This is a genomic window from Bradyrhizobium sp. Kon10, assembly GCF_055807395.1.
The window spans coordinates 156,969-176,399 of sequence record NZ_JBVVOZ010000015.1 but is presented as its reverse complement, the minus strand read 5'-3'; the positions used below and the strand labels follow the sequence as shown (position 1 = coordinate 176,399).

Here is a 19,431-nt window from a genome sequence, read left to right as displayed (position 1 = left end):
CTCCTTCGGTGGAGAAGTGGAGGCGTCAAGCACCCCCACGATATGCCGCCTTTCCGATTCCCGCCGTCACCAACTTTCAGCGATAGCTCGGTGGAGGGTGTCTGGGCACGCCATACTGGACCTGCTGCATGGGGGGCTGAAAGTCCACGGTCGGCAAAGCCTGACCCGTGAGTAGTGCTGCGGCGAGTCCGATACTGATCATCTGACAACCTCCATAAGGCGCAGCGTGCTTCAGCGGCTATGAACCCCTCGTGAATGGCACGGCTCACGCCGGGGGCTTTTGCGATAGGCTATGATCTTGGATTCGGTCACCAGACTGCGCCTAGGCACTTTCATGTTTTCGATGCTGTCTGCTATTGCGACGGTCCTATTGGCAGGCCTTGGCTATTCGACATTGGAGGCCTCAACACGAGCGTGGGTGGGCCCCTCCAAAGCGACAGTTTCGATCGACGATGCGGGTATTGTCACCATTGACGTTACCTACAAGAATGCAGGCAAAGAGCCGGCCGTCGAGTTTGGCGATGATTGGTCTGACGATTGGTCAGCTACGGTGGCGACGAGCTCCGAGCAGTTCGATTCTTCCAGCGAGTGTAGAAGCGACGGCTTGAAGGGTAGTTGCGGGGAGCGGGCTGTTTCGTGGCAACGGGAGAAGTGCGAGCAAAAGGCTATCTTTCAGGACCGCGTTGCTTTCCCTGACTTTGAGTACAAGCACACGAAGACCGGCCTAAAGATCGACAAGGGCGATCGCAATCGGCTCGTCCTCGTTCAAGGCTGTTTTGTCTACAAGAGCAACATTACCTTCTATGACAGCGTACATCGAACAGCGTTCTGTTATTTCTATCGAGTTGGTCAGAGTGGATCTGAGACGCGGGCTTGCCCGGTCGCGAATTCAGCGACTTGATCGCGGCCCGATAGTTCTCGGCCATATCGAGCAGCGCCGACCACTCATACGTCATCTGCGGTACTCGCTGCCAGATCGCGACAGACTTGCTCCATCGTTTTCGCCGGAGGACGGCGCCACCACGCCCACAGCGCTCGCCCGAGGATGGCCAGAAGACTTCCGAGCATGATCCCCACGAGCGCGGTCATTGACCGGCTCCGGTGAATAGAGAGCGAATGTCGATGCTGCTCCCGTGTTGCACGGAGCGATTTATAACGTCGCGTAACGCGTTGAATTTCCTGCGAGCCGCTCGGAACGTCGCGCAACACGGATTGCCTCGCAGAACGAAGCGGATACCGGGCCAACATCTTGATTTATGGGTTGAAAAGCTGGCGATCCCAGCAGGACTCGAACCTGCAACCCGCGGAGTAGAAATCCGCTACTCTATCCAGTTGAGCTATGGGACCGTCATGAAGCCAGCCTCTATCGAGGCGTGGCCGGCTTGTACCATGGCAAATATGAAAAATCCGCGGGTTCGCCAAGCCTGAACCGAACCGTTTTCCCCCCGAAAGCGACAAAGCGGAGCGGCGGAGTGCGTTTGGCCGGCCTCTCGCGACGCGGCAGCGAGCCGTGCCGCCCTCAGAAGTCGCGCGTGAGACGTGCTTTGCCCGTTCATCTTTCCGCCGTGTCCTTGCGGCGGTCCTTCGGCAGCTTTGGGCTTGCCTTGCCATGGCGAATGCGACCTTTTGCACCTTTGGTTCCATCGCCTTGAGTCCGTCACCTTTCCGCGCCCTTTATCGCCAACGCGGCGCTCGTCCGCGATCCTCTCAGGGATTCTGGAGTCCATCATGATCGGTCTGATCCGCGCTGTTGCACTCTGCGCCACGCTGGCGTTCGGCCTTGCGGCTGCGCACGCCGCGGACAAGGCGTTCAAGCGCGACGATCTCGCCGATTCCGCGATCAAGCTGGAGGCCCAGATCAAGAGCGAGGCGGGGCCGGTCGCCAAGACCAATACGACGCTGCGCACCGATGCCGACGCTGCCTTCCGGCGCAATGATTTTCGCAGTGGCCTGTCGGTTCTCGGCCAGATCGCCGCGACCGCGCCGGAGGATGCCGGCAACTGGCTGCGGCTCGCCAAGGTCATTTTCCAGATCACGCCGAAGAGCTCGAGCGAGCAGATCTTCCTTTTGGAGCGCGCCTCGACCGCCGCCTACATCGCCTATCAGCGGGCCGGTAATCCGGGCGAGGAGGCGGACGCGCTCGCCGTGCTCGGCAAGTCGCTGGCCGAACGAAAACTGTGGCGGCCGGCGCTGGATGCGCTGCGGCTGTCGCTCGACATGCGTGAGGTCGCCGACGTCCGCGGGCAATATGAGAAGATGCGCGACGAGCACGGCTTTCGGCTGCTCGATTATACCGTGGATTCGGACTCGGCGAGCCCGCGCGCGTGCTTCCAGTTCTCTGAGGACCTTGCCAAGCGCACCGATTTCGCGCCGTTCCTGGCGCTGGCAGGGACCGACAAGCCGGCTGTGACGGCCGAAGGCAACCAGCTCTGCGTCGACGGGCTCAAGCATGGCGAGCGCTACAACATCAATTTGCGCGCAGGTCTGCCATCCACGGTGAAAGAGGGGCTGCCGAAATCGGCCGAGTTCAACGTCTATGTGCGCGATCGGAAGCCGTTCGTGCGCTTCACCAGCCGCGCCTATGTGCTGCCGAGGACCGGCCAGCGCGGCATTCCCGTGGTCAGCGTCAACACGCCGGCGGTCAATGTCAACGTATTCCGGATCGGCGACCGCAATCTGATCAACACGGTGGTCGACAGCGACTTCCAGAAGATGCTGTCAAAATACCAGCTTGCAGATATCGGCGGCGAGCGCGGGGTCAAGGTGTGGTCCGGCGAGCTCGCCACCGCAATGACCCTGAACCAGGACGTCACCACCGCATTCCCGGTCGACCAGGCGCTCGGTGAGCTTCGGCCCGGCGTCTACGTGATGACGGCCGCCGCGAAGGGCCCGGGCAACGACGACGATTATCAGCTCGCCACCCAATGGTTCATCGTCTCCGATCTCGGCGTGACGGCGTATTCGGGCAATGACGGCATCCATGTCTTCGTCAATTCGCTGGCATCGACCGATCCAGTCGGGAAGGCCGAGGTCCGGCTGGTGGCCCGCAACAACGAGATTCTGGCGATCCGCAAGACCGACGACAGCGGCCACGTCCTGTTCGAGACGGGGCTCGCGCGCGGCGAGGGCGGGCTGTCCCCGGCGATGCTGACGATCACCGGCGAGAAGGCCGACTATGCCTTCCTCAGCCTGAAGACCTCCGCCTTTGATCTCTCCGACCGCGGCGTGGCGGGACGTGTGGTGCCGGCCGGCGCCGACGCCTTCGTCTATGCCGAGCGCGGCGTCTACCGCTCCAGCGAGACCGTCTATCTGACCGCGCTGCTGCGCGACGGGCAGGGCAATGCCGTCACCGGCGGGCCGCTGACGCTGGTGATCGAGCGCCCCGACGGCGTCGAATTCCGCCGCGCAGTCCTGTCCGACCAGGGTGCCGGCGGCCGCACGCTGTCCGTGTCGCTCAACTCCGCCGTCCCGACCGGCACCTGGCGCGTGCGCGCCTTCACCGACCCGAAGGGCTCCTCGGTCGGCGAGACCACCTTCATGGTCGAGGATTACGTTCCCGACCGGATCGAATTCGACTTGTCCACCAAGGACAAGCTGATCAAAGCTAATGCTCCAGTGGAGCTGAAGGCCGACGGTCACTTCCTCTACGGCGCGCCCGCGTCGGGCCTCCAGCTGGAGGGCGACATGCTGGTCGCACCCGCGTCCGAACGTCCGGGCTTTGCCGGCTACCAGTTCGGCGTTGCCGACGAGGAAACCACCTCGAACGAGCGCACGCCGCTGGAGAATTTGCCTGAGGCCGACGCCAATGGCGTTGCGACCTTCCCCGTGACGCTCGACAAGCAGCCGGCCTCGACCCGCCCGCAGGAGGCGCAGATCTTCGTCCGCATGGTCGAGACCGGCGGCCGCGCCGTCGAACGCAAGCTCGTACTGCCGGTCGCGCCCGCAACTGCCATGATCGGCATCAAGCCGCTCTTCGGCGACAAGAACGTTGCCGAGGGCGACAAGGCCGAGTTCGACGTCGTGTTCGTCTCGCCCGAGGGCAAGACCTTGCCACGGGACGGCCTGCGCTACGAGCTGCTGAAGCTGGAGTCGCGCTATCAATGGTATCGCCAGAACAATTACTGGGAGTACGAGCCGGTCAAGTCGACCTCGCGCGTCTCTGACGGCGATGTCACGATCGCTGCCGACAAGCCGTCGCGCGTGTCATTGACGCCGCAGCCCGGCCGCTACCGTCTCGACGTGAAGTCGAACGACGCCGACGGCCCGGTGACCTCGGTGCAGTTCGACGTCGGCTGGTACTCCGACGGCAGCGCCGACACCCCGGACCTGCTGGAGACCTCGATCGACAAGCCGCAATACGCCTCCGGCGATACGATGACGGTATCGGTGAACGTCCGCACGCCGGGCAAGCTCACCATCAACGTACTCGGTGACCGCCTGCTCACGACCCAGACCATCGACGTCAAGGAGGGCACCGCGCAGCTGAAAATCCCGGTCGGCAAGGACTGGGGTACGGGCGCCTATGTGGTGGCAACGCTGCGCCGTCCGCTCGATGCGGCCGCCCAGCGCATGCCCGGCCGGGCGATCGGGCTGAAATGGTTCGGCATCGACAAGCAGACGCGCACACTATCCGTGAAGCTGACACCACCGGCGCTGATCCGGCCGAACGGGATGCTCAAAATACCGGTCAAGCTGGATGGGCTCAATCCGGGCGAGGACGCGAAGGTGGTCATATCAGCGGTCGATGTCGGCATCCTCAACCTCACGAACTACAAGCCGCCCGCGCCGGACGATTATTATCTCGGCCAGCGCCGCCTCAGCGCCGAGATCCGCGATCTCTACGGGCAGCTGATCGACGGCATGTCGGGCACGCGCGGCCAGATCAAGTCCGGCGGTGATGCCGGCGCGGCCGAGCTGCAGGGCTCGCCGCCCGCGCAAAAGCCGCTGGCGCTCTATTCGGGCATCGTCACCGTCGCCTCCGACGGCACCGCGGAGGTGAGTTTTGACGTCCCCGAATTCGCCGGCACCGCGCGCGTGATGGCGGTGGCGTGGACCGCGACCAAGCTCGGCCGCGCCAACACCGATGTCGTGATCCGCGATCCCGTGGTGCTGACCACGACGCTGCCGCGCTTCCTGCTCAACGGCGACCATGGGACGGTCAATCTCGAGATCGACAATGTCGAGGGCCAGGCCGGCGACTACGTCATTAACGTGAAGACGGGTGGTCCGGTGAAGATGACCGGCAATGCCGCAACCACGGTCAAGCTCGCGGCCAAGCAGCGCAACTCGTTTTCCCTGGCGCTCGACGCGACGGCGGCAGGGCCGGCGACGCTCGACGTCGACATCAAGGGGCCGAACGGACTTGCGCTGGCGCGGCACTATGCGTTCGACGTCAAGGCGGCGACGCAGGTGCTGGCGCGGCGCTCGATCCGGACGCTGGCAAAGGGTGAGAGCCTGACGTTGACCTCGGACATGTTCTCCGACCTCGTGCCGGGCACGGGCAGCGTCTCGGTTTCGGCGAGCCTGTCGACCGCCCTCGATGCTGCGACGATCCTGAAAGCACTCGACCGCTATCCCTATGGCTGCTCGGAGCAGATCACGAGCCGCGCCTTGCCGCTGCTCTATGTCAACGACCTCGCGGCCGGCGCGCATCTCGCCATGGACACCGAGGTGGACCAGCGCATCCGCGATGCGATCGAGCGGCTGCTGGCCCGTCAGGGCTCCAATGGCTCGTTCGGCCTGTGGGTGGCCGGCGGCGACGATGCCTGGCTGGACGCCTATGTGACGGACTTCCTGACCCGGGCCCGTGAAAAAGGCTTTGTGGTGCCGGACGTGCTGTTCAAGAACGCGCTCGACCGCGTCCGCAACTCCGTCGTCAACGGCAACGAGCCGGAGAAGGACGGCGGGCGTGATCTCGCATATGGACTCTACGTGCTCGCACGTAACGGCGCAGCTCCGATCGGCGATCTGCGTTATCTCGCTGACACCAAGCTTTCCAACCTGGCAACTCCGATCGCGAAGTCGCAGCTCGCAGCGGCGCTTGCGTTGGTCGGTGATCGCAACCGCGCCGAGCGGGTCTATGGTGCTGCGCTCGATAGCCTGGCACCGAAGCCGGTGCTGGAGTTTGGCCGGACCGACTACGGCTCGCAGCTTCGCGATGCGGCGGCGCTGGTGTCGCTCGCGAGCGAGGGCAACGCCCCGAAGGCGACGCTCACGCAAGCCGTGTCGCGGGTCGAGACCGCTCGCGGGCTGACGCCCTACACCTCCACGCAGGAGAATGCGTGGTTGGTGCTGGCGGCACGTGCGTTGGCGAAGGAAAACCTCTCCATCGAGGTCGATGGCCAATCGGTCAAGACAGCGCTGTATCGCAGCTACAAGGCGGACATGCTGAGCGGCAAGCCGCTGAAGATCACCAACACCGGCGACGCGCCGGTGCAGGCGGTGATCTCGGTATCAGGCTCGCCGGTGACGCCGGAGCCTGCGGCCTCCAACGGCTTCAAGATCGAGCGCAACTATTTCACGCTCGACGGCAAGCCGGCCGACATCAGCAAGGTCAAGCAGAACGATCGCTTCGCCGTGGTGTTGAAGGTTACGGAGGCGAAGCCTGAATACGGCCACATCATGGTGTCCGACTATCTGCCGGCTGGGCTGGAGATCGACAACCCGAAGCTGGTTTCGTCGGGCGACAGCGGCACGCTGGACTGGATCGAGGATGGCCAGGAGCCCGAAGATGCCGAGTTTCGCGACGACCGCTTCACCGCGGCGGTCGATCGGGCCTCGGATTCGAAGGCGGTCTTCACGGTGGCCTATGTCGTGCGCGTGGTCTCGCCCGGCAAATACGTGCTGCCGCAGGCCTATGTCGAGGACATGTACAATCCCTCGCGTTATGGGCGCACCGGCACCGGCAATGTCGAGGTGCGGGCGGCGAAGTGAGTGGTGAGATGAACAAAGCCGAGCCTCATACTCCGTCGTCATGCCCGGGCAAAAGCGCGAAGCGCGTGTTCGCGCAGATGTCCCAGGCATCCACGGACCTTGGTGGCGCGGTCAAGAACGTGGATGGCCGGGACAAGCCCGGCCATGGCGGAGTAGGGCGCGCAAGCATAAGCATCCTACCCGCCCTTGCGGTCACGTTCATCCTTGCAATCATCGCCTCCGTCGCCTGGGTCTACTCGCTCGGTCCACTGCCGCTCGACGAAGCCCGCAAGGTCTCCACCACGATCGTCGACCGCAACGGCAAGCTGCTGCGTGCCTACGCGATGGCGGACGGCCGCTGGCGTTTGCCGGTCGAGGCAAAAATAAACGTCGATCCGACCTACCTCAAGCTGCTATTCGCCTATGAGGACCAGCGCTTCTATGCCCATGATGGCATCGATCCGATCGCGCTGGGCCGTGCCGCGTTGCAGCTCTCGACGCGCGGGCACATCGTGTCCGGCGGCTCGACCATCTCGATGCAGCTCGCCCGGCTTATGGAGCCGCGGCGGCAGCGCTCGTTCTACGCAAAACTGCACCAGATCGTGCGTGCGATCGAGCTGGAGCGGACGCTCAGCAAGGACGAGATCCTCAACCTCTATCTTGCGCTCGCGCCCTATGGCGGCAATCTCGAAGGCATCCGCGCCGCCTCGATCGCCTATCTCGGCAAGGAGCCGAAGCGGCTTTCGCTGGCGGAGGCTGCATTGCTGGTCGCGCTGCCGCAATCACCGGAGACGCGCCGGCTCGACCGCTATCCCGAGGCCGCCCGCATTGCGCGGGACCGCGTGCTCGATCGCATGGTCGAGGAGCATGTGGTCAGCGTCGACGACGCCAGGCAGGCCAAGGCTGTGCCGGTGCCAAAACTGCGCAAGCCGATGCCGATCCTGGCGCCGCACGCTTCGGACACGGCGCTGTCGATCGTCAAGGATACGCCGCTCATCAAGCTGACGCTGGACGCGAACTTGCAAAAGGTGCTGGAGCCGCTGGCGCGCGACCGCGCCATCGCGCTCGGTCCCAACATCTCCGTCGGCATCATCGTGGTCGACAACGACAGCGGCGATGTGCTCGCGCGCGTCGGTTCAGCGGATTATTTCGACGAGAGCCGGGCCGGGCAGGTCGACATGACCCGGGCCATCCGCTCGCCGGGCTCGACGCTCAAGCCATTCATCTATGGGCTCGCCTTCGAGGACGGCTTTGTCCATCCGGACAGTTTGATCGACGACCGGCCGGTTCGCTTCGGCTCCTATGCGCCGGAAAATTTCGACATGACGTTCCAGGGCACGGTGCCGGTGAAGAAGGCGCTGCAGATGTCCCTGAACGTGCCCGCGATCGTACTGCTCGACCGCGTCGGCGCGAGCCGGCTGGCATCGCGGCTGCGGCAGGCCGGCGGCAATCTGGTTTTGCCGAAGGAGGAGGCGCCTGGTCTCGCGATGGGCCTCGGCGGTGTCGGCGTGACGCTTCAGGATCTCGTCCAGCTCTACACGGGTTTCGCCCGGCTGGGCTCAACTCGGCCGCTGCGTGAGATCATGGCGAACAGGGACGACCGCGAGCCCTTGCGGCTGCTGGATCCTGTCGCGGCGTGGCAGGTCGGCAACGTCTTGCTCGGCACGCCGCCGCCGGAAAACGCCGCCCATAACCGCATCGCCTTCAAGACCGGCACCTCCTACGGCTATCGCGACGCCTGGTCGGTCGGGTTCGACGGCCGCATGACTATCGGCGTCTGGGTTGGCCGCCCGGACGGCGCGCCGGTGCCCGGCCTGATCGGCCGCGTGGCCGCAGCTCCCATCCTGTTCGACGCCTTTGCACGGACCGGCAAGACGCTGACCCCATTGCCGAAGCCACCAAAGGGAACCCTGGTCGCCAGTAACGCCAAACTGCCGCTGCCGTTGAAGCGGTTCCGCCCGGTCGGGGAGCTCGTTCGGACCGGGGGCGAGCAGGCACCGCACATCCAGTTCCCGCTGAACGGCTCGCGGATCGATGTGGATCGCTCCAGCGGGCCGGAGGCCGCAGCCATGCCCGTGAAGGTCGCCGGCGGGGTCTTGCCGATGACGGTCCTGGTCAACGGCACGGCGCTCGGCGAAATCGACGGACGGCGGCAGCGCCTGATCGATCCGCCTGGTCCAGGCTTTGCACGGCTGACCGTGATCGACGCCACGGGCGCTGCGGACACAGTTGTCATTCGAATTCAATGACCTTGCCTTAAGCGGTTGTGGCCATGGCGGTTTCATCGTAAGCGGAACCAATGGCCGAGACCTATCCCAGCCCCCGTTTTGGAGCGCCGCGCGAGCCGAAATCGCCCGTAAATCCGGGCAGCCGGCTCCTGCTGATGCTCGACATCGCGACCGCAAGCCACGCCCGCGCGGTTGCGTTTCTTGTGCTGTGCGCGTTGCTGCTGTTCCTGCCGGGCTTCTTCACCATCCCGCCCGTTGACCGCGACGAGGCGCGCTTTGCCCAGGCCACCAAGCAGATGGTCGAGAGCGGCGACTATGTCGACATCCGCTTCCAGGAGGACGTCCGCTACAAGAAGCCGGTCGGCATCTATTGGCTGCAATCCGCCGCGGTCGAAATCGCCTCGGCGCTCAAACTGCCGAAAGCCGAATTGCGGATCTGGGTCTATCGGCTGCCATCGCTGATCGGCGCGATCGGCGCCGTGCTCATGACCTATTGGACCGCACTTGGCTTCGTCACGCGCCGCGCCGCGGTCCTTGCCGCGCTGCTGATGTGCGCCTCCGTGCTGCTCGGCGTCGAGGCGCGGCTCGCGAAAACCGACGCGATGCTGCTGTTCTGCGTCACCGCGGCGATGGGCGCGATGGCACGGGCCTATCTGTCCTGGCAGCGCGCCGAAGACGAGGCGCGTCCGCCCTGGAGCTGGCCCGCGATCTTCTGGACGGCGCTTGCCGTCGGCATCCTGATCAAGGGGCCGCTGATCCTGATGTTCGCGGGGCTCACCATCGTCGTGCTCGCGATCCAGGACCGCGATGCCTCCTGGCTGTGGCGGCTACGTCCGGTCTGGGGCCTGATGTGGATGCTGGTGCTGGTGCTGCCCTGGTTCATCGCGATCTTCTGGCGCGCGGGCGACGCCTTTTTCGCCGATTCCGTCGGCGGCGACATGCTGAGCAAGATCGGCGCGCAGGAATCCCATGGCGCCCCGCCAGGCGTATACCTGGCGCTGTTCTGGATCACGTTCTGGCCGGGCGCGCCGCTCGCGGCCATGGCGGCGCCGGCGGTGTGGCGGGCCCGGCGCGAGCCTGGTGCGCAATTCCTGCTGGCCTGGCTGATCCCGTCCTGGATCGTGTTCGAGGCGGTGCTGACCAAGCTGCCGCATTATGTGCTGCCGCTGTACCCCGCGATCGCGATCCTCACCGTCGGCGCGCTGGAGCGGCGCGTGCTGTCGCGGTCGTGGCTAATGCGCGGCTCGGCCTGGTGGTTCGCGATTCCCGCGGCGGCCTCGATCATCGCGGTGGTCGGCGCGGTCATGCTGACGCGGCAGCCGGCCTTCGTGGCATGGCCGTTCATCGCGGCCTCGCTGATCTTCGGCCTGTTCGCCTGGTGGCTCTACGACAACAACCGCGCCGAGCGCTCGGTGCTCAACGCGCTGGTGGCGGCGCTGATGCTGGCGGTCGTGGTCTACGGCATCGTGCTGCCGTCGCTGACGCCATTGTTTCCGAGCATCGAGATCGCGCGCGCCCTGCGCAACGTCACCTGTGTCGGGCCGAAGGCGGCCGCGGCCGGCTATCACGAGCCAAGCCTGGTGTTCCTGACCGGCACCTCGACGCTGCTCACCGACGGTTCTGGCGCGGCCGACTTCCTGCGGCAGGGGAGCTGCCGTTTCGCACTGATCGAGCAGCGTTCCGAGCGCAGCTTCGTGCAGCGCGCCGAGGCGATCGGGCTGCGCTACAAGGTCGGCGCGCGCATCGACGGCTATAATTTCTCGCAAGGGCGCGCGATCTCGATCTCGATCTTCCGCTCCGAAGGCACCGAGTAGGATGCCGGCTCCCACCGAGATCGCTCCGCGCGCGCGCTACCCCGCGCAACTGCTCGCCGTCGCGGGCGGCGCGCTGGCGCAGCTCGTGCGCGCGCCCTCGCATTCGCGCCGCTCCGAGGCTGCGCGAAAACTGGCGCGGCATTCGCTCTGGCTCAGCGTGGCCGGCGCCGCCCTGGTCATCGCGCTCATGCTCGCCTTCGACCTGACCGAGATCGAGTTGATGCCGGCGCGCGGCACGCCCGGCCTGTGGCCGATCCGGATCCTCACCGATTTCGGCAAGGACGAGTATGTGCTCGTGGTGTTGGCTGCGGCGCTCGTGATCGTGGCGCTTGTTGCGGCGGGGCTGCACGGCACCCGCCGTGCGGTGCTGCTGGGGCTCGGCACGCGGCTGCAGTTCCTGTTTCTGTCCGTTGCCGTGGCGGTGTTCACAGCCGAAATCCTGAAACTCGCCATCGGGCGCGGCCGGCCGTTCGTGGGCGGCAAGGCCAACCCGTTCAACTTCGTTCCATTCCAGGGAACGGAGGCCTATTTCAGCCTGCCGTCCGCGCACGCGGTCACGGCGTTCGCGCTGGCCTTTGCGGTCTCCGCGCTCTGGCCGCGGCTGCGCGTGTTCATGTTCACTTACGCGATCGTGATCCTGCTGACGCGACTGGTGTTGCTCGCGCACCACCCTAGCGACGTCGTGGCCGGCGCCCTGGTCGGCATCGTCAGCGCCATGGCGGTCCGCTACTGGTTTGCGGCGCGCCGGCTCGGTTTTGCGATCCGCGCCGACGGCACCATTGTGCCGCTTCCCGAGGCGGTCGGCGGCCGCCTCAAAAGGGTTGCCCGCGGGGCATCCGCCCCATAAAAGCGGCTGCCTGCCGGGGCCGCCGGTTCCTGAAGGGCGGGCCAATTCCAACCACGAGCTTCGATTTGTCGACGTCCCAGCCTTCGGTTTCCATCGTCGTTCCCGTGCGCAACGAAGCCGACAACATCGCGCCACTGATCGCAGAGATCAGCGCGGCGCTCGATGGCCGCTGGGCCTATGAAATCATCTACGTCAATGACGGCTCGACCGACGCGACCGGTGAACGGCTCGCGGCCATCATGAAGCAACGCGACAATCTGCGGCAGCTGCGCCACGCCAGATCGAGCGGTCAGTCGGCGGCGGTACGCAGCGGCGTGCGGGCGGCGCGCGGCGCGATCGTGGCGACGCTCGACGGCGACGGCCAGAACAACCCGGCCTTCCTGCCGGACCTCATTGCGGCGGTCGAGAACGGAGCCCGCGTCGGGCTCGCCGCCGGCCAGCGGATCGGACGCAAGGACACCGGCTTCAAGAAGTTCCAGTCGCGCATCGCCAATGGCGTGCGCGGGGCGATCCTGAAGGACGGCACCCGCGACACCGGCTGCGGCCTGAAGGCGTTCCGGCGCGAGGTGTTCCTGATGCTGCCCTATTTCGACGGGCTGCATCGGTTTCTGCCGGCGCTGGTGCGTCGCGAGGGCTACGAGATCGCCTATGTCGACGTGATCGACCGGCCGCGCCATTCCGGCGTGTCGAATTACGGCTTCTTCGACCGGCTCTGGATCGGAATCATGGATCTCGCCGGCGTGTGGTGGCTGATCCGCCGCAAGAAGCCGACACCGGACGTGAGCGAGGTGAATGCGTGATCATCCAATACGGTCAGGCGCTGAACAATTATCTCTACGATGTCTTCGTCGCCAAATTCGACTTCTGGCTTGCGTTCGGCCTGGTCGCACAGCTGTTCTTCACCGCGCGCTTCCTGGTGCAGTGGATTGCGAGCGAGCGCGCCGGCAACAGCGTGGTGCCGATGGCGTTCTGGTTCTGCTCGATGGGCGGCGGGCTGATGACGCTGGTCTACGGCATCGTCAAGCGCGAGCCCGTCATCATTCTCGGGCAGGCGCTGGCGACCATCATCTATATTCGGAACATCATGCTGATCGTCAAGAACCGCAGCCGCGCCTCGAAGACGCTGGAGCGCTGATCCCGGGTTGGACCGAGGCTTGGATGGCGATCGACAAAAAATGTCGAAAACAACCCCATGCACAGTAGCCCCGGGCTGGCAATGGTGTTGCTGATTTTACGAAATCAGTTTGACGCGTCGGGCAAAACACTGGCATGATACGATCATCAGGCAGGGTGACCGCGACGACCACTGCATCTGACTGATTAGCGCGGCAGCGCCGAGGCCGCGCCGGGTGCGGGCAGGGCGGTCGCCTCCGCCTCGGGCCTGCGATAGGGCTCGCCCGCCGCATCCAGTACCGGATAGGCGACCGAGCAGATGTGCGAGTGGATGCGGCGCAAATCTCGCAGCACGTCCAGATGCAGCGAGGTGGTTTCGATGGTTTCGGGCCGACCCTCGCGCAGGCGGTCGAGATGGCGCTCGACTGCGGCAAGCTCGGTGTTCTTCAGCGCGGTCTTCTCCACCAGCAGCTTGCGGGCCTCGTTGGCATCGCCCGACATGAACACGCCGAAGGCGATCCGCAGCGAATCCATCGTGCGCTTGTGGAAGGCGGCAAGTTCTTCGGCGCCTTCCGGTGAGAACTGGAAGCGGCGCTTGATCTTCTTGGTCGCAAGCTCGCTCAGATTCTTGTCGATGATGTCGCCGATATGCTCGAGGTTGATGGCAAAGGAGATGATCTCCATCGCGCGGCGGCCCTCGCTCTCGTCGAGGCTGCCCCGCGTCAGCTTCGTCAAATAGAGCTTGATCGCCTCGTCGAGACTGTCGACGACATTGTCCATCCGCGAGACCTGGTCGACGAGGGTGCGGTCGCCCGTCATCATCGCGGCCATCACCTTGCGCAGCATGACCTCGACGAGGTCGCCCATGCGCAACGCCTCGCGGGCGGCATCGGCCAGCGCCAGTGACGGCGTGTCCAGCGCGGTCTCGTCGAGATAGCGTGGACGGGCCGGATCGGTCTCCTGCACGCGATCGGGCAGCAGTCTCGTCAACAGTCGCGACATGGCGTCGAGCAGACCGATGAAGACGACGGCCGTGCCGACATTGAACGCGATGTGGAAGGCCGCTGTCATCCTGGCGAGATCCGGCTGCCAGGCCTGCATGTGGGCGGCGATCCCGCTCAGGAACGGCAGCACGAGCACGATCCCGACCACGCGATTGATGAGGTTGCCGAGCGGCAGCCGATAGCTGGCGGGATCGTCGCGCCTGGCGCCTTCGAACACAGGGTTGATGGCGCTGCCGAGATTGGCGCCGAGCACCAATGCGAGAGCCGCGTAGGGGGTGATGAACTGCGAATAGGCCAGCGACATGATCAGCAGCACGCTGGCGACGCTCGAATGCACGGCCCAGGTGACGAGCGCGGCAATGACGATGCACAGAACCGGATCGCCGGTGATCGCCGCCATGACGACGCGGACGCCGGGCGCGTTCTCCGCGGGCGCCAGCGTGTCGAGCAGGATGTGCAGCGACAGCAGCATCAGGCCGAGGCCGATGCAGACTCGGCCGATATCCTTGATCCGCGAACGCGCGCCCGAGCGGAAGGCGACGAGCCCAAGCACGAACAGCACCGGCGCGACGGCTGCGATGTTGAATGACAGCACCTGCACGATCAGCGTGGTGCCGACATTGGCGCCGAGCATGATGGCGAGCGCGGCAACGAGGCTCAGCAGGCCCTCCGCGGCGAAAGAGCTGGTGAGCAGCGCGGTCGCCGTGCTGCTCTGGAGCAGCGCCGTGAGCCCGAGACCGGCGGCAAAGGCGCTGAAGCGGTTGCTCAACGCCTTGCCAAGGAGGCGACGGAGGTCAGGGCCGAAGGCGCGCAGAATCCCGCTGTGGACCATGTGAAGGCCCCACAGCAACAGCGCCACGCCGCCCATCAGATCGAGCAGAACCAACGTTCCCATGCTCCGTGTCCAGATTGGAGTCGAGGGGTCAGGCTAGCGCCAAACGACTGGCGATCAATCATTTTCTTCGGAAGAAGTTTCAGCGTGCCCGTGCCGGAGGCATGCATGCCGGTTATGAAGGCAGACCCGTCAGACGTAGGCCTTGTTCGAAGGCGGCATGGTCCCCAGCGCGTCGCAAAGGCCACACGTTTGCGAAATTGGCGATCCGGACCTGCGGGTCGAGCTCGCGCAGCCGGGCGACGGCTTTGTCCCGATCCTCGTTGCGTCCGGCCAGCGCGCCGCTGACCGCCGCCATGATCAGCGCTGCGGCGTAGTTCGGATTCTGCCGAAGCGCGCGCTGAGCCCAGTCCAGCGCCTCCTCGTAGCGTCCGGCAAAGAAGTGGGCCAGCACGATCCCGTTCTGGACGATGAAGATCAATGGGTCGAGCGGGCTCAGCCGTATCGCGCGTTCGAGATGCTCGATCGCGAGATCGGGGTTCCCAAGAAACACCCGGACATATCCGCTGAAGCGCCAGGCCGCCGCAAGATTTGGGTTGAGGTTCAGCGCCCGATCGATGAGCGCGGCGCCATCGTCAAGATTGGCGGCAACGAATGCCAGGGCGAAGCCCGCCTGGGCGAGCGCGATCGCGTCATCGAGACCCAGCCTGGCGGCTTTTCTTGCCGCGACTTCGGCCGCGGCGGTTTCCTGCTTGGTTTCTGTGACCCAGCCATTCGCCTTGCGCCACACATAGCAATATGCGCTCATGCCGTGAGCGGTTGCGAAGTTGGGATCGATTTCCGTGGCACGCTGGAAGTTCTGCAGGGCGTCGAGATTGGCGTCTTTCGTCCCCTGATAGATGTTCGCCATCCCGTGCAGATAATAGTCGTACGCAGCGAGCTTGTCCGTCGGCTTGCGCCTGGCGCGCTCGATCTCGGCCTGCTCGAGCTTCGGCGCAATGGCGCCGATGACGCTTGTTGTCACCTCGTCCTGGAGTTCGAAGACGTCTTCGAGCGCGCCATCGAACCGGTCTGCCCACAAATGCGCTCCGTTCGAGGCGTCGATGAGCTGCCCGGTAATGCGCACCTTGTTGCCGGCTTTGCGCACGCTGCCTTCCAGCACATAGCGGACGCCGAGTTCGCGGCCGACCTGCTTGATGTCGACGGCCTTCCCCTTGTAGGTGAAGCTCGAATTGCGCGCGATGACGAACAGCCAGTTCATGCGCGACAAGGCCGTGATGATGTCTTCGACCACGCCGTCAGCGAAATATTCCTGCTCCGGATCGCCGCTCATATTGGTAAACGGCAGGACCGCAATCGAGGGCTTCTCAGGCAGCATCAGGGCAACCGGTCGATCGGACGTCCTCATCGAGGACGTCGCCCCCGCTGCCGGGCGGGCTCGCCACGCGCGCATCGGCTCGGAGATGTTTTTGAGCGACTGCTGTCCCATGTCATCATAGACGATCTCGGTCTTGCCCCTGATCTGGCGATAGGCATCGTCCGAGATGCAAATGCCGCCGGGCTCGGCAATCCCCTCCAGGCGCGCTGCGATGTTGACGCCGTCGCCGAAGATATCGTCGCTGTCGATGATGATGTCGCCGACGTGAATGCCAATCCGAAACTGGATGTGCTTTTCGGCGGGCATGTCGACAAAGCCGCTGGCCATGGCGCGCTGGATTTCGACCGCGCAACGGACGGCGTCAACTGCGCTGCCGAACTCGACCAGCATGCCGTCCCCGGTCGTCTTCACGATGCGTCCGCGATGTTCAGCGATCTTGGGATCGATGAGCCCATGTCGGCAGCTCTTGAGGCGTGCGAGCGTGCCTTCCTCGTCCTCGCCCATCAGGCGGCTGTAGCCGGCGACGTCGGCGGCAAGGATAGCTGCCAGACGGCGGTCGACCCGGACGTTCATGCTTTCAAATCCATTTGCAGCCGGCAACTAGTATGGACAAGGCGCAATAACCATTGGCTTATACGTCAAGCCCGGCGAACCGTCGATAGCCGCCGGATCGTTGCAGTCGGCCGGGTCAGGAACCCGATGCGGCCTTCAACGCAGCGAAGCCGCGATCGAGATCGGCCTTGAGATCATCGACGCTCTCGAGCCCGATATGCAGCCGCAGCGTCGGCCCGCCCGGCGCCCACTTTGTCGCGGTGCGATAGCTGTCGCAATCGAAGGGAATCACCAGGCTCTCGAACCCGCCCCAGGAGAAGCCCATGCCGAACAGCTTGAGCGTGTCGAGCATGGCATCGACCGCTTTCTGCGGCGCCGGCTTCAGCACGATGCTGAACAGGCCGGAGGCTCCCGTGAAGTCGCGTTTCCAGATGGCGTGGCCGGGATCGCTCTCCAGCGCCGGATGCAGCACGCGCGCCACCTCGGGCCGTGTTGCGAGCCAGCGCGCCACGTCCAGTCCCGAGCGATGATGCTGCGCAAGCCGCACCGACAATGTGCGCAAGCCGCGCAGCGCGAGGAAGACGTCGTCGGGGCCGGCGCAGACGCCGAGCAGGCGGACGCCTTCGGCGATCTGCGGCCAGGCCTTGGCGTTGGCCGAGATGGTGCCGAACATGATGTCGGAATGGCCGCCGATATACTTGGTGGCAGCCTGCATGCTGATGTCGACGCCCTGTTCGAGCGAGCGGTGATAGAACGGCGTGGCCCAGGTGTTGTCGTCGATCACGAGCGCGCCGCGCGCATGCGCGACATCGGCGATGGCGCGAATATCCGGCATCTCGAAGGATTGCGATCCCGGCGCTTCGACCAGCACCGCGCGCGTGTTGGGCTTGAATAGCTGTTCAATACCGGCGCCGATCATCGGATCGAAATAGGAGGTCTCGACCCCGTAGCGGGCGAGCAGGCCGTTGCAGAAATTGCGCGACGGCCGGTAGACGTTGTCGCAGACCAGGAGATGGTCGCCGGCCTTCAGGACCGAGAGCAGGGTGGTGGAGATCGCCGCCAGGCCGGACGGTGCGATGCCGACGCCGGCGCATTGCGGACCCTCCAGCGCCATCATCGTCTCCTGGAACGCCCGCGTGGTGGGGGTGCCATGGCGGCCGTACTGGAACTCGCCGCGATGGGCGTGCAGGTCCTCGGCGGTCGGATAGAGCACGGTCGAGCCGTGAAAGACCGGCGGATTAACGAACCCCTTCTGCGCCTTGGTGTCGCGGCCGGAGGTGACCAGCCGGGTCTCGGCGTGCTGTTCGGAGGGGTGCGAGGAATCCATGCGTCTGCTTTCAAAACCGCGTTTCCGCCGGGCGCGGATCGCACCGATGGGCCGACCGGAGGCGGCAGATGTTAATAACAGAACACAGAAGAGTCCCGTCAACCCCTTGACCCGGCTCGCCAGCCGCTCTCAGATGCGCAGGTGCTATTCAGTCGCCGCATGTTGAGGGGCCTGCCGCGATCTTCGATCCATCGTCTGACCGGACTTTGCGCTACAGCCACAATGGCGGGCGCCTGCGGCGGGGATCAAGGTAATGGCCTCGATGGATGGGCGGGTGTTCGGCAAGGTTTCCAGCATGACTCTTGCAAGGCAGGTCTTGATACGGCTAGCCCTCGCAGAGGCGATCCTGAGACAACATTCTTGACCTTGAGACGACTTTGAAAGGCCTTAAGCCCATGAAACGCGTAACCCTGGCTCTCACTCTCGCTCTCGCCGCCGGCCTGTCCGCCCAAGCCGCCGACGCGCAAACGCTCAAGACCGTCAAGGACCGGGGCGTGCTGTCCTGTGGCGTCAGCCAGGGCCTGCCGGGCTTCTCGGCGCCCGACGACAAGGGCAACTGGACCGGGCTCGACGTCGACGTCTGCCGCGCGATTGCGGCCGCGATCTTCAACGATCCGACCAAGGTCAAATTCGTGCCGACCTCCGCCAAGGACCGCTTTACGGCGCTGCAATCCGGCGAGATCGACGTGCTCTCGCGCAACACCACCTGGACCATCTCGCGCGACACCTCGCTCGGCGCCAATTTCACCGGCGTGACCTATTATGACGGGCAGGGCTTCATGGTGAAGAAGTCGCTCAAGGTGAATTCGGCGCTGGAGCTCAACAGCGCCTCGGTCTGCGTCCAAACCGGCACGACCACCGAGCAGAATCTCGCCGACTACTTCAAGGCCAACAACATGAAGTACGAGGTGATCGCTTTCGGCACCAACGACGAGACGGTCAAGGCCTATGAAGCCGGGCGTTGCGACGTCTTCACCACCGACCAGTCGGGCCTGTACGCCAATCGCCTGAAGCTGGCCAATCCCAACGATCACATGGTGCTCCCGGAGATCATCTCGAAGGAGCCGCTCGGACCGATGGTGCGCCACGGCGATGACCAGTGGTTCGATCTCGTCAAATGGACGTTGTTCGCCATGGTCACCGCCGAAGAGCTCGGCGTGACGTCGAAGAACGTCGATGAGAAGGCCAAAATGGAAAATCCGGAGCTGAAACGCGTCCTCGGCAGCGATGGCAATTTCGGTGAACAGCTTGGCGTGACCAAGGACTGGGTCATCCGGATCGTCAAGGCCGTCGGCAATTACGGTGAGGTGTTTGATCGCAACGTCGGCGCGGGCTCGCCGCTCGGCATCAATCGCGGTCTGAACAATCTCTGGAATAAAGGCGGTCTCCAGTACGCGCCGCCGATCCGCTGATTGATTTGATCC

11 protein-coding genes and 1 tRNA gene are annotated in these 19,431 nt (G+C 64.8%); 8 read left to right on the top strand and 4 right to left on the bottom strand.

The genetic code is table 11. The annotated features are described in order from the left end of the window. Positions 1–334: 334 nt before the first annotated feature. Positions 335–901 carry a hypothetical protein gene (locus tag AC0L2O_RS21885; protein ID WP_473371133.1) on the top strand — a complete coding sequence of 189 codons (567 nt, stop codon included), beginning with the start codon at positions 335–337 and terminating at the stop codon, positions 899–901. 369 nt (positions 902–1,270) lie between these two features. Here the strand turns inward: AC0L2O_RS21885 and AC0L2O_RS21880 are convergent. Beyond that, positions 1,271–1,347 (bottom strand) — tRNA-Arg (locus tag AC0L2O_RS21880). A 381-nt stretch (positions 1,348–1,728) separates the two neighbouring features. Here AC0L2O_RS21880 and AC0L2O_RS21875 point away from each other — a divergent pair. The 6 genes from AC0L2O_RS21875 to AC0L2O_RS21850 all read left to right on the top strand — a co-directional run bounded on the left by AC0L2O_RS21875 (position 1,729) and on the right by AC0L2O_RS21850 (position 12,936). Further along, positions 1,729–6,933, top strand: coding sequence for an alpha-2-macroglobulin family protein (locus AC0L2O_RS21875; protein WP_473371132.1), 5,205 nt, complete (start codon positions 1,729–1,731; stop codon positions 6,931–6,933). 77 nt (positions 6,934–7,010) lie between these two features. Next, positions 7,011–9,161 (top strand): penicillin-binding protein 1C, encoded by a 2,151-nt coding sequence (gene pbpC, locus AC0L2O_RS21870; protein ID WP_473371131.1) that lies wholly within the window; start codon positions 7,011–7,013, stop codon positions 9,159–9,161. A gap of 50 nt (positions 9,162–9,211) precedes the next feature. After that, positions 9,212–10,954 carry an ArnT family glycosyltransferase gene (locus AC0L2O_RS21865; protein WP_369723767.1) on the top strand — a complete coding sequence of 581 codons (1,743 nt, stop codon included), beginning with the start codon at positions 9,212–9,214 and terminating at the stop codon, positions 10,952–10,954. Position 10,955: 1 nt separating this feature from the next. Beyond that, positions 10,956–11,801, top strand: a complete 846-nt coding sequence (locus AC0L2O_RS21860) for a phosphatase PAP2 family protein (RefSeq protein WP_409188869.1) — start codon at positions 10,956–10,958, stop codon at positions 11,799–11,801. Between the two features lie 65 nt (positions 11,802–11,866). After that, entirely contained in the window at positions 11,867–12,601 is a 735-nt protein-coding gene (locus AC0L2O_RS21855; RefSeq protein WP_369723763.1) for a glycosyltransferase family 2 protein, read from the top strand. After that, on the top strand, positions 12,598–12,936 hold the full coding sequence (locus AC0L2O_RS21850) for a lipid-A-disaccharide synthase N-terminal domain-containing protein (protein ID WP_369723761.1): 339 nt from the start codon (positions 12,598–12,600) through the stop codon (positions 12,934–12,936). The genes AC0L2O_RS21855 and AC0L2O_RS21850 overlap by 4 nt, the downstream gene beginning before the upstream one ends. A 185-nt stretch (positions 12,937–13,121) precedes the next feature. Here the strand turns inward: AC0L2O_RS21850 and AC0L2O_RS21845 are convergent, their stop codons facing one another. From AC0L2O_RS21845 to metC, 3 genes are all read right to left on the bottom strand, one after another. Continuing rightward, positions 13,122–14,813 carry a Na/Pi cotransporter family protein gene (locus tag AC0L2O_RS21845; protein WP_473371130.1) on the bottom strand — a complete coding sequence of 564 codons (1,692 nt, stop codon included), beginning with the start codon at positions 14,811–14,813 and terminating at the stop codon, positions 13,122–13,124. Between the two features lie 112 nt (positions 14,814–14,925). Further along, a complete protein-coding gene (locus AC0L2O_RS21840) occupies positions 14,926–16,701 on the bottom strand; it encodes an adenylate/guanylate cyclase domain-containing protein (RefSeq protein ID WP_473371129.1) in 1,776 nt (591 codons plus the stop codon). 115 nt (positions 16,702–16,816) lie between these two features. After that, on the bottom strand, positions 16,817–18,007 hold the full coding sequence (gene metC / locus AC0L2O_RS21835; RefSeq protein ID WP_473371128.1) for a cystathionine beta-lyase: 1,191 nt from the start codon (positions 18,005–18,007) through the stop codon (positions 16,817–16,819). A 395-nt stretch (positions 18,008–18,402) separates the two neighbouring features. On the opposite strand from metC, the gene AC0L2O_RS21830 reads away from it, so the two are divergent. After that, entirely contained in the window at positions 18,403–19,419 is a 1,017-nt protein-coding gene (locus AC0L2O_RS21830; RefSeq protein WP_369723757.1) for an amino acid ABC transporter substrate-binding protein, read from the top strand. Positions 19,420–19,431 lie beyond the last annotated feature (12 nt).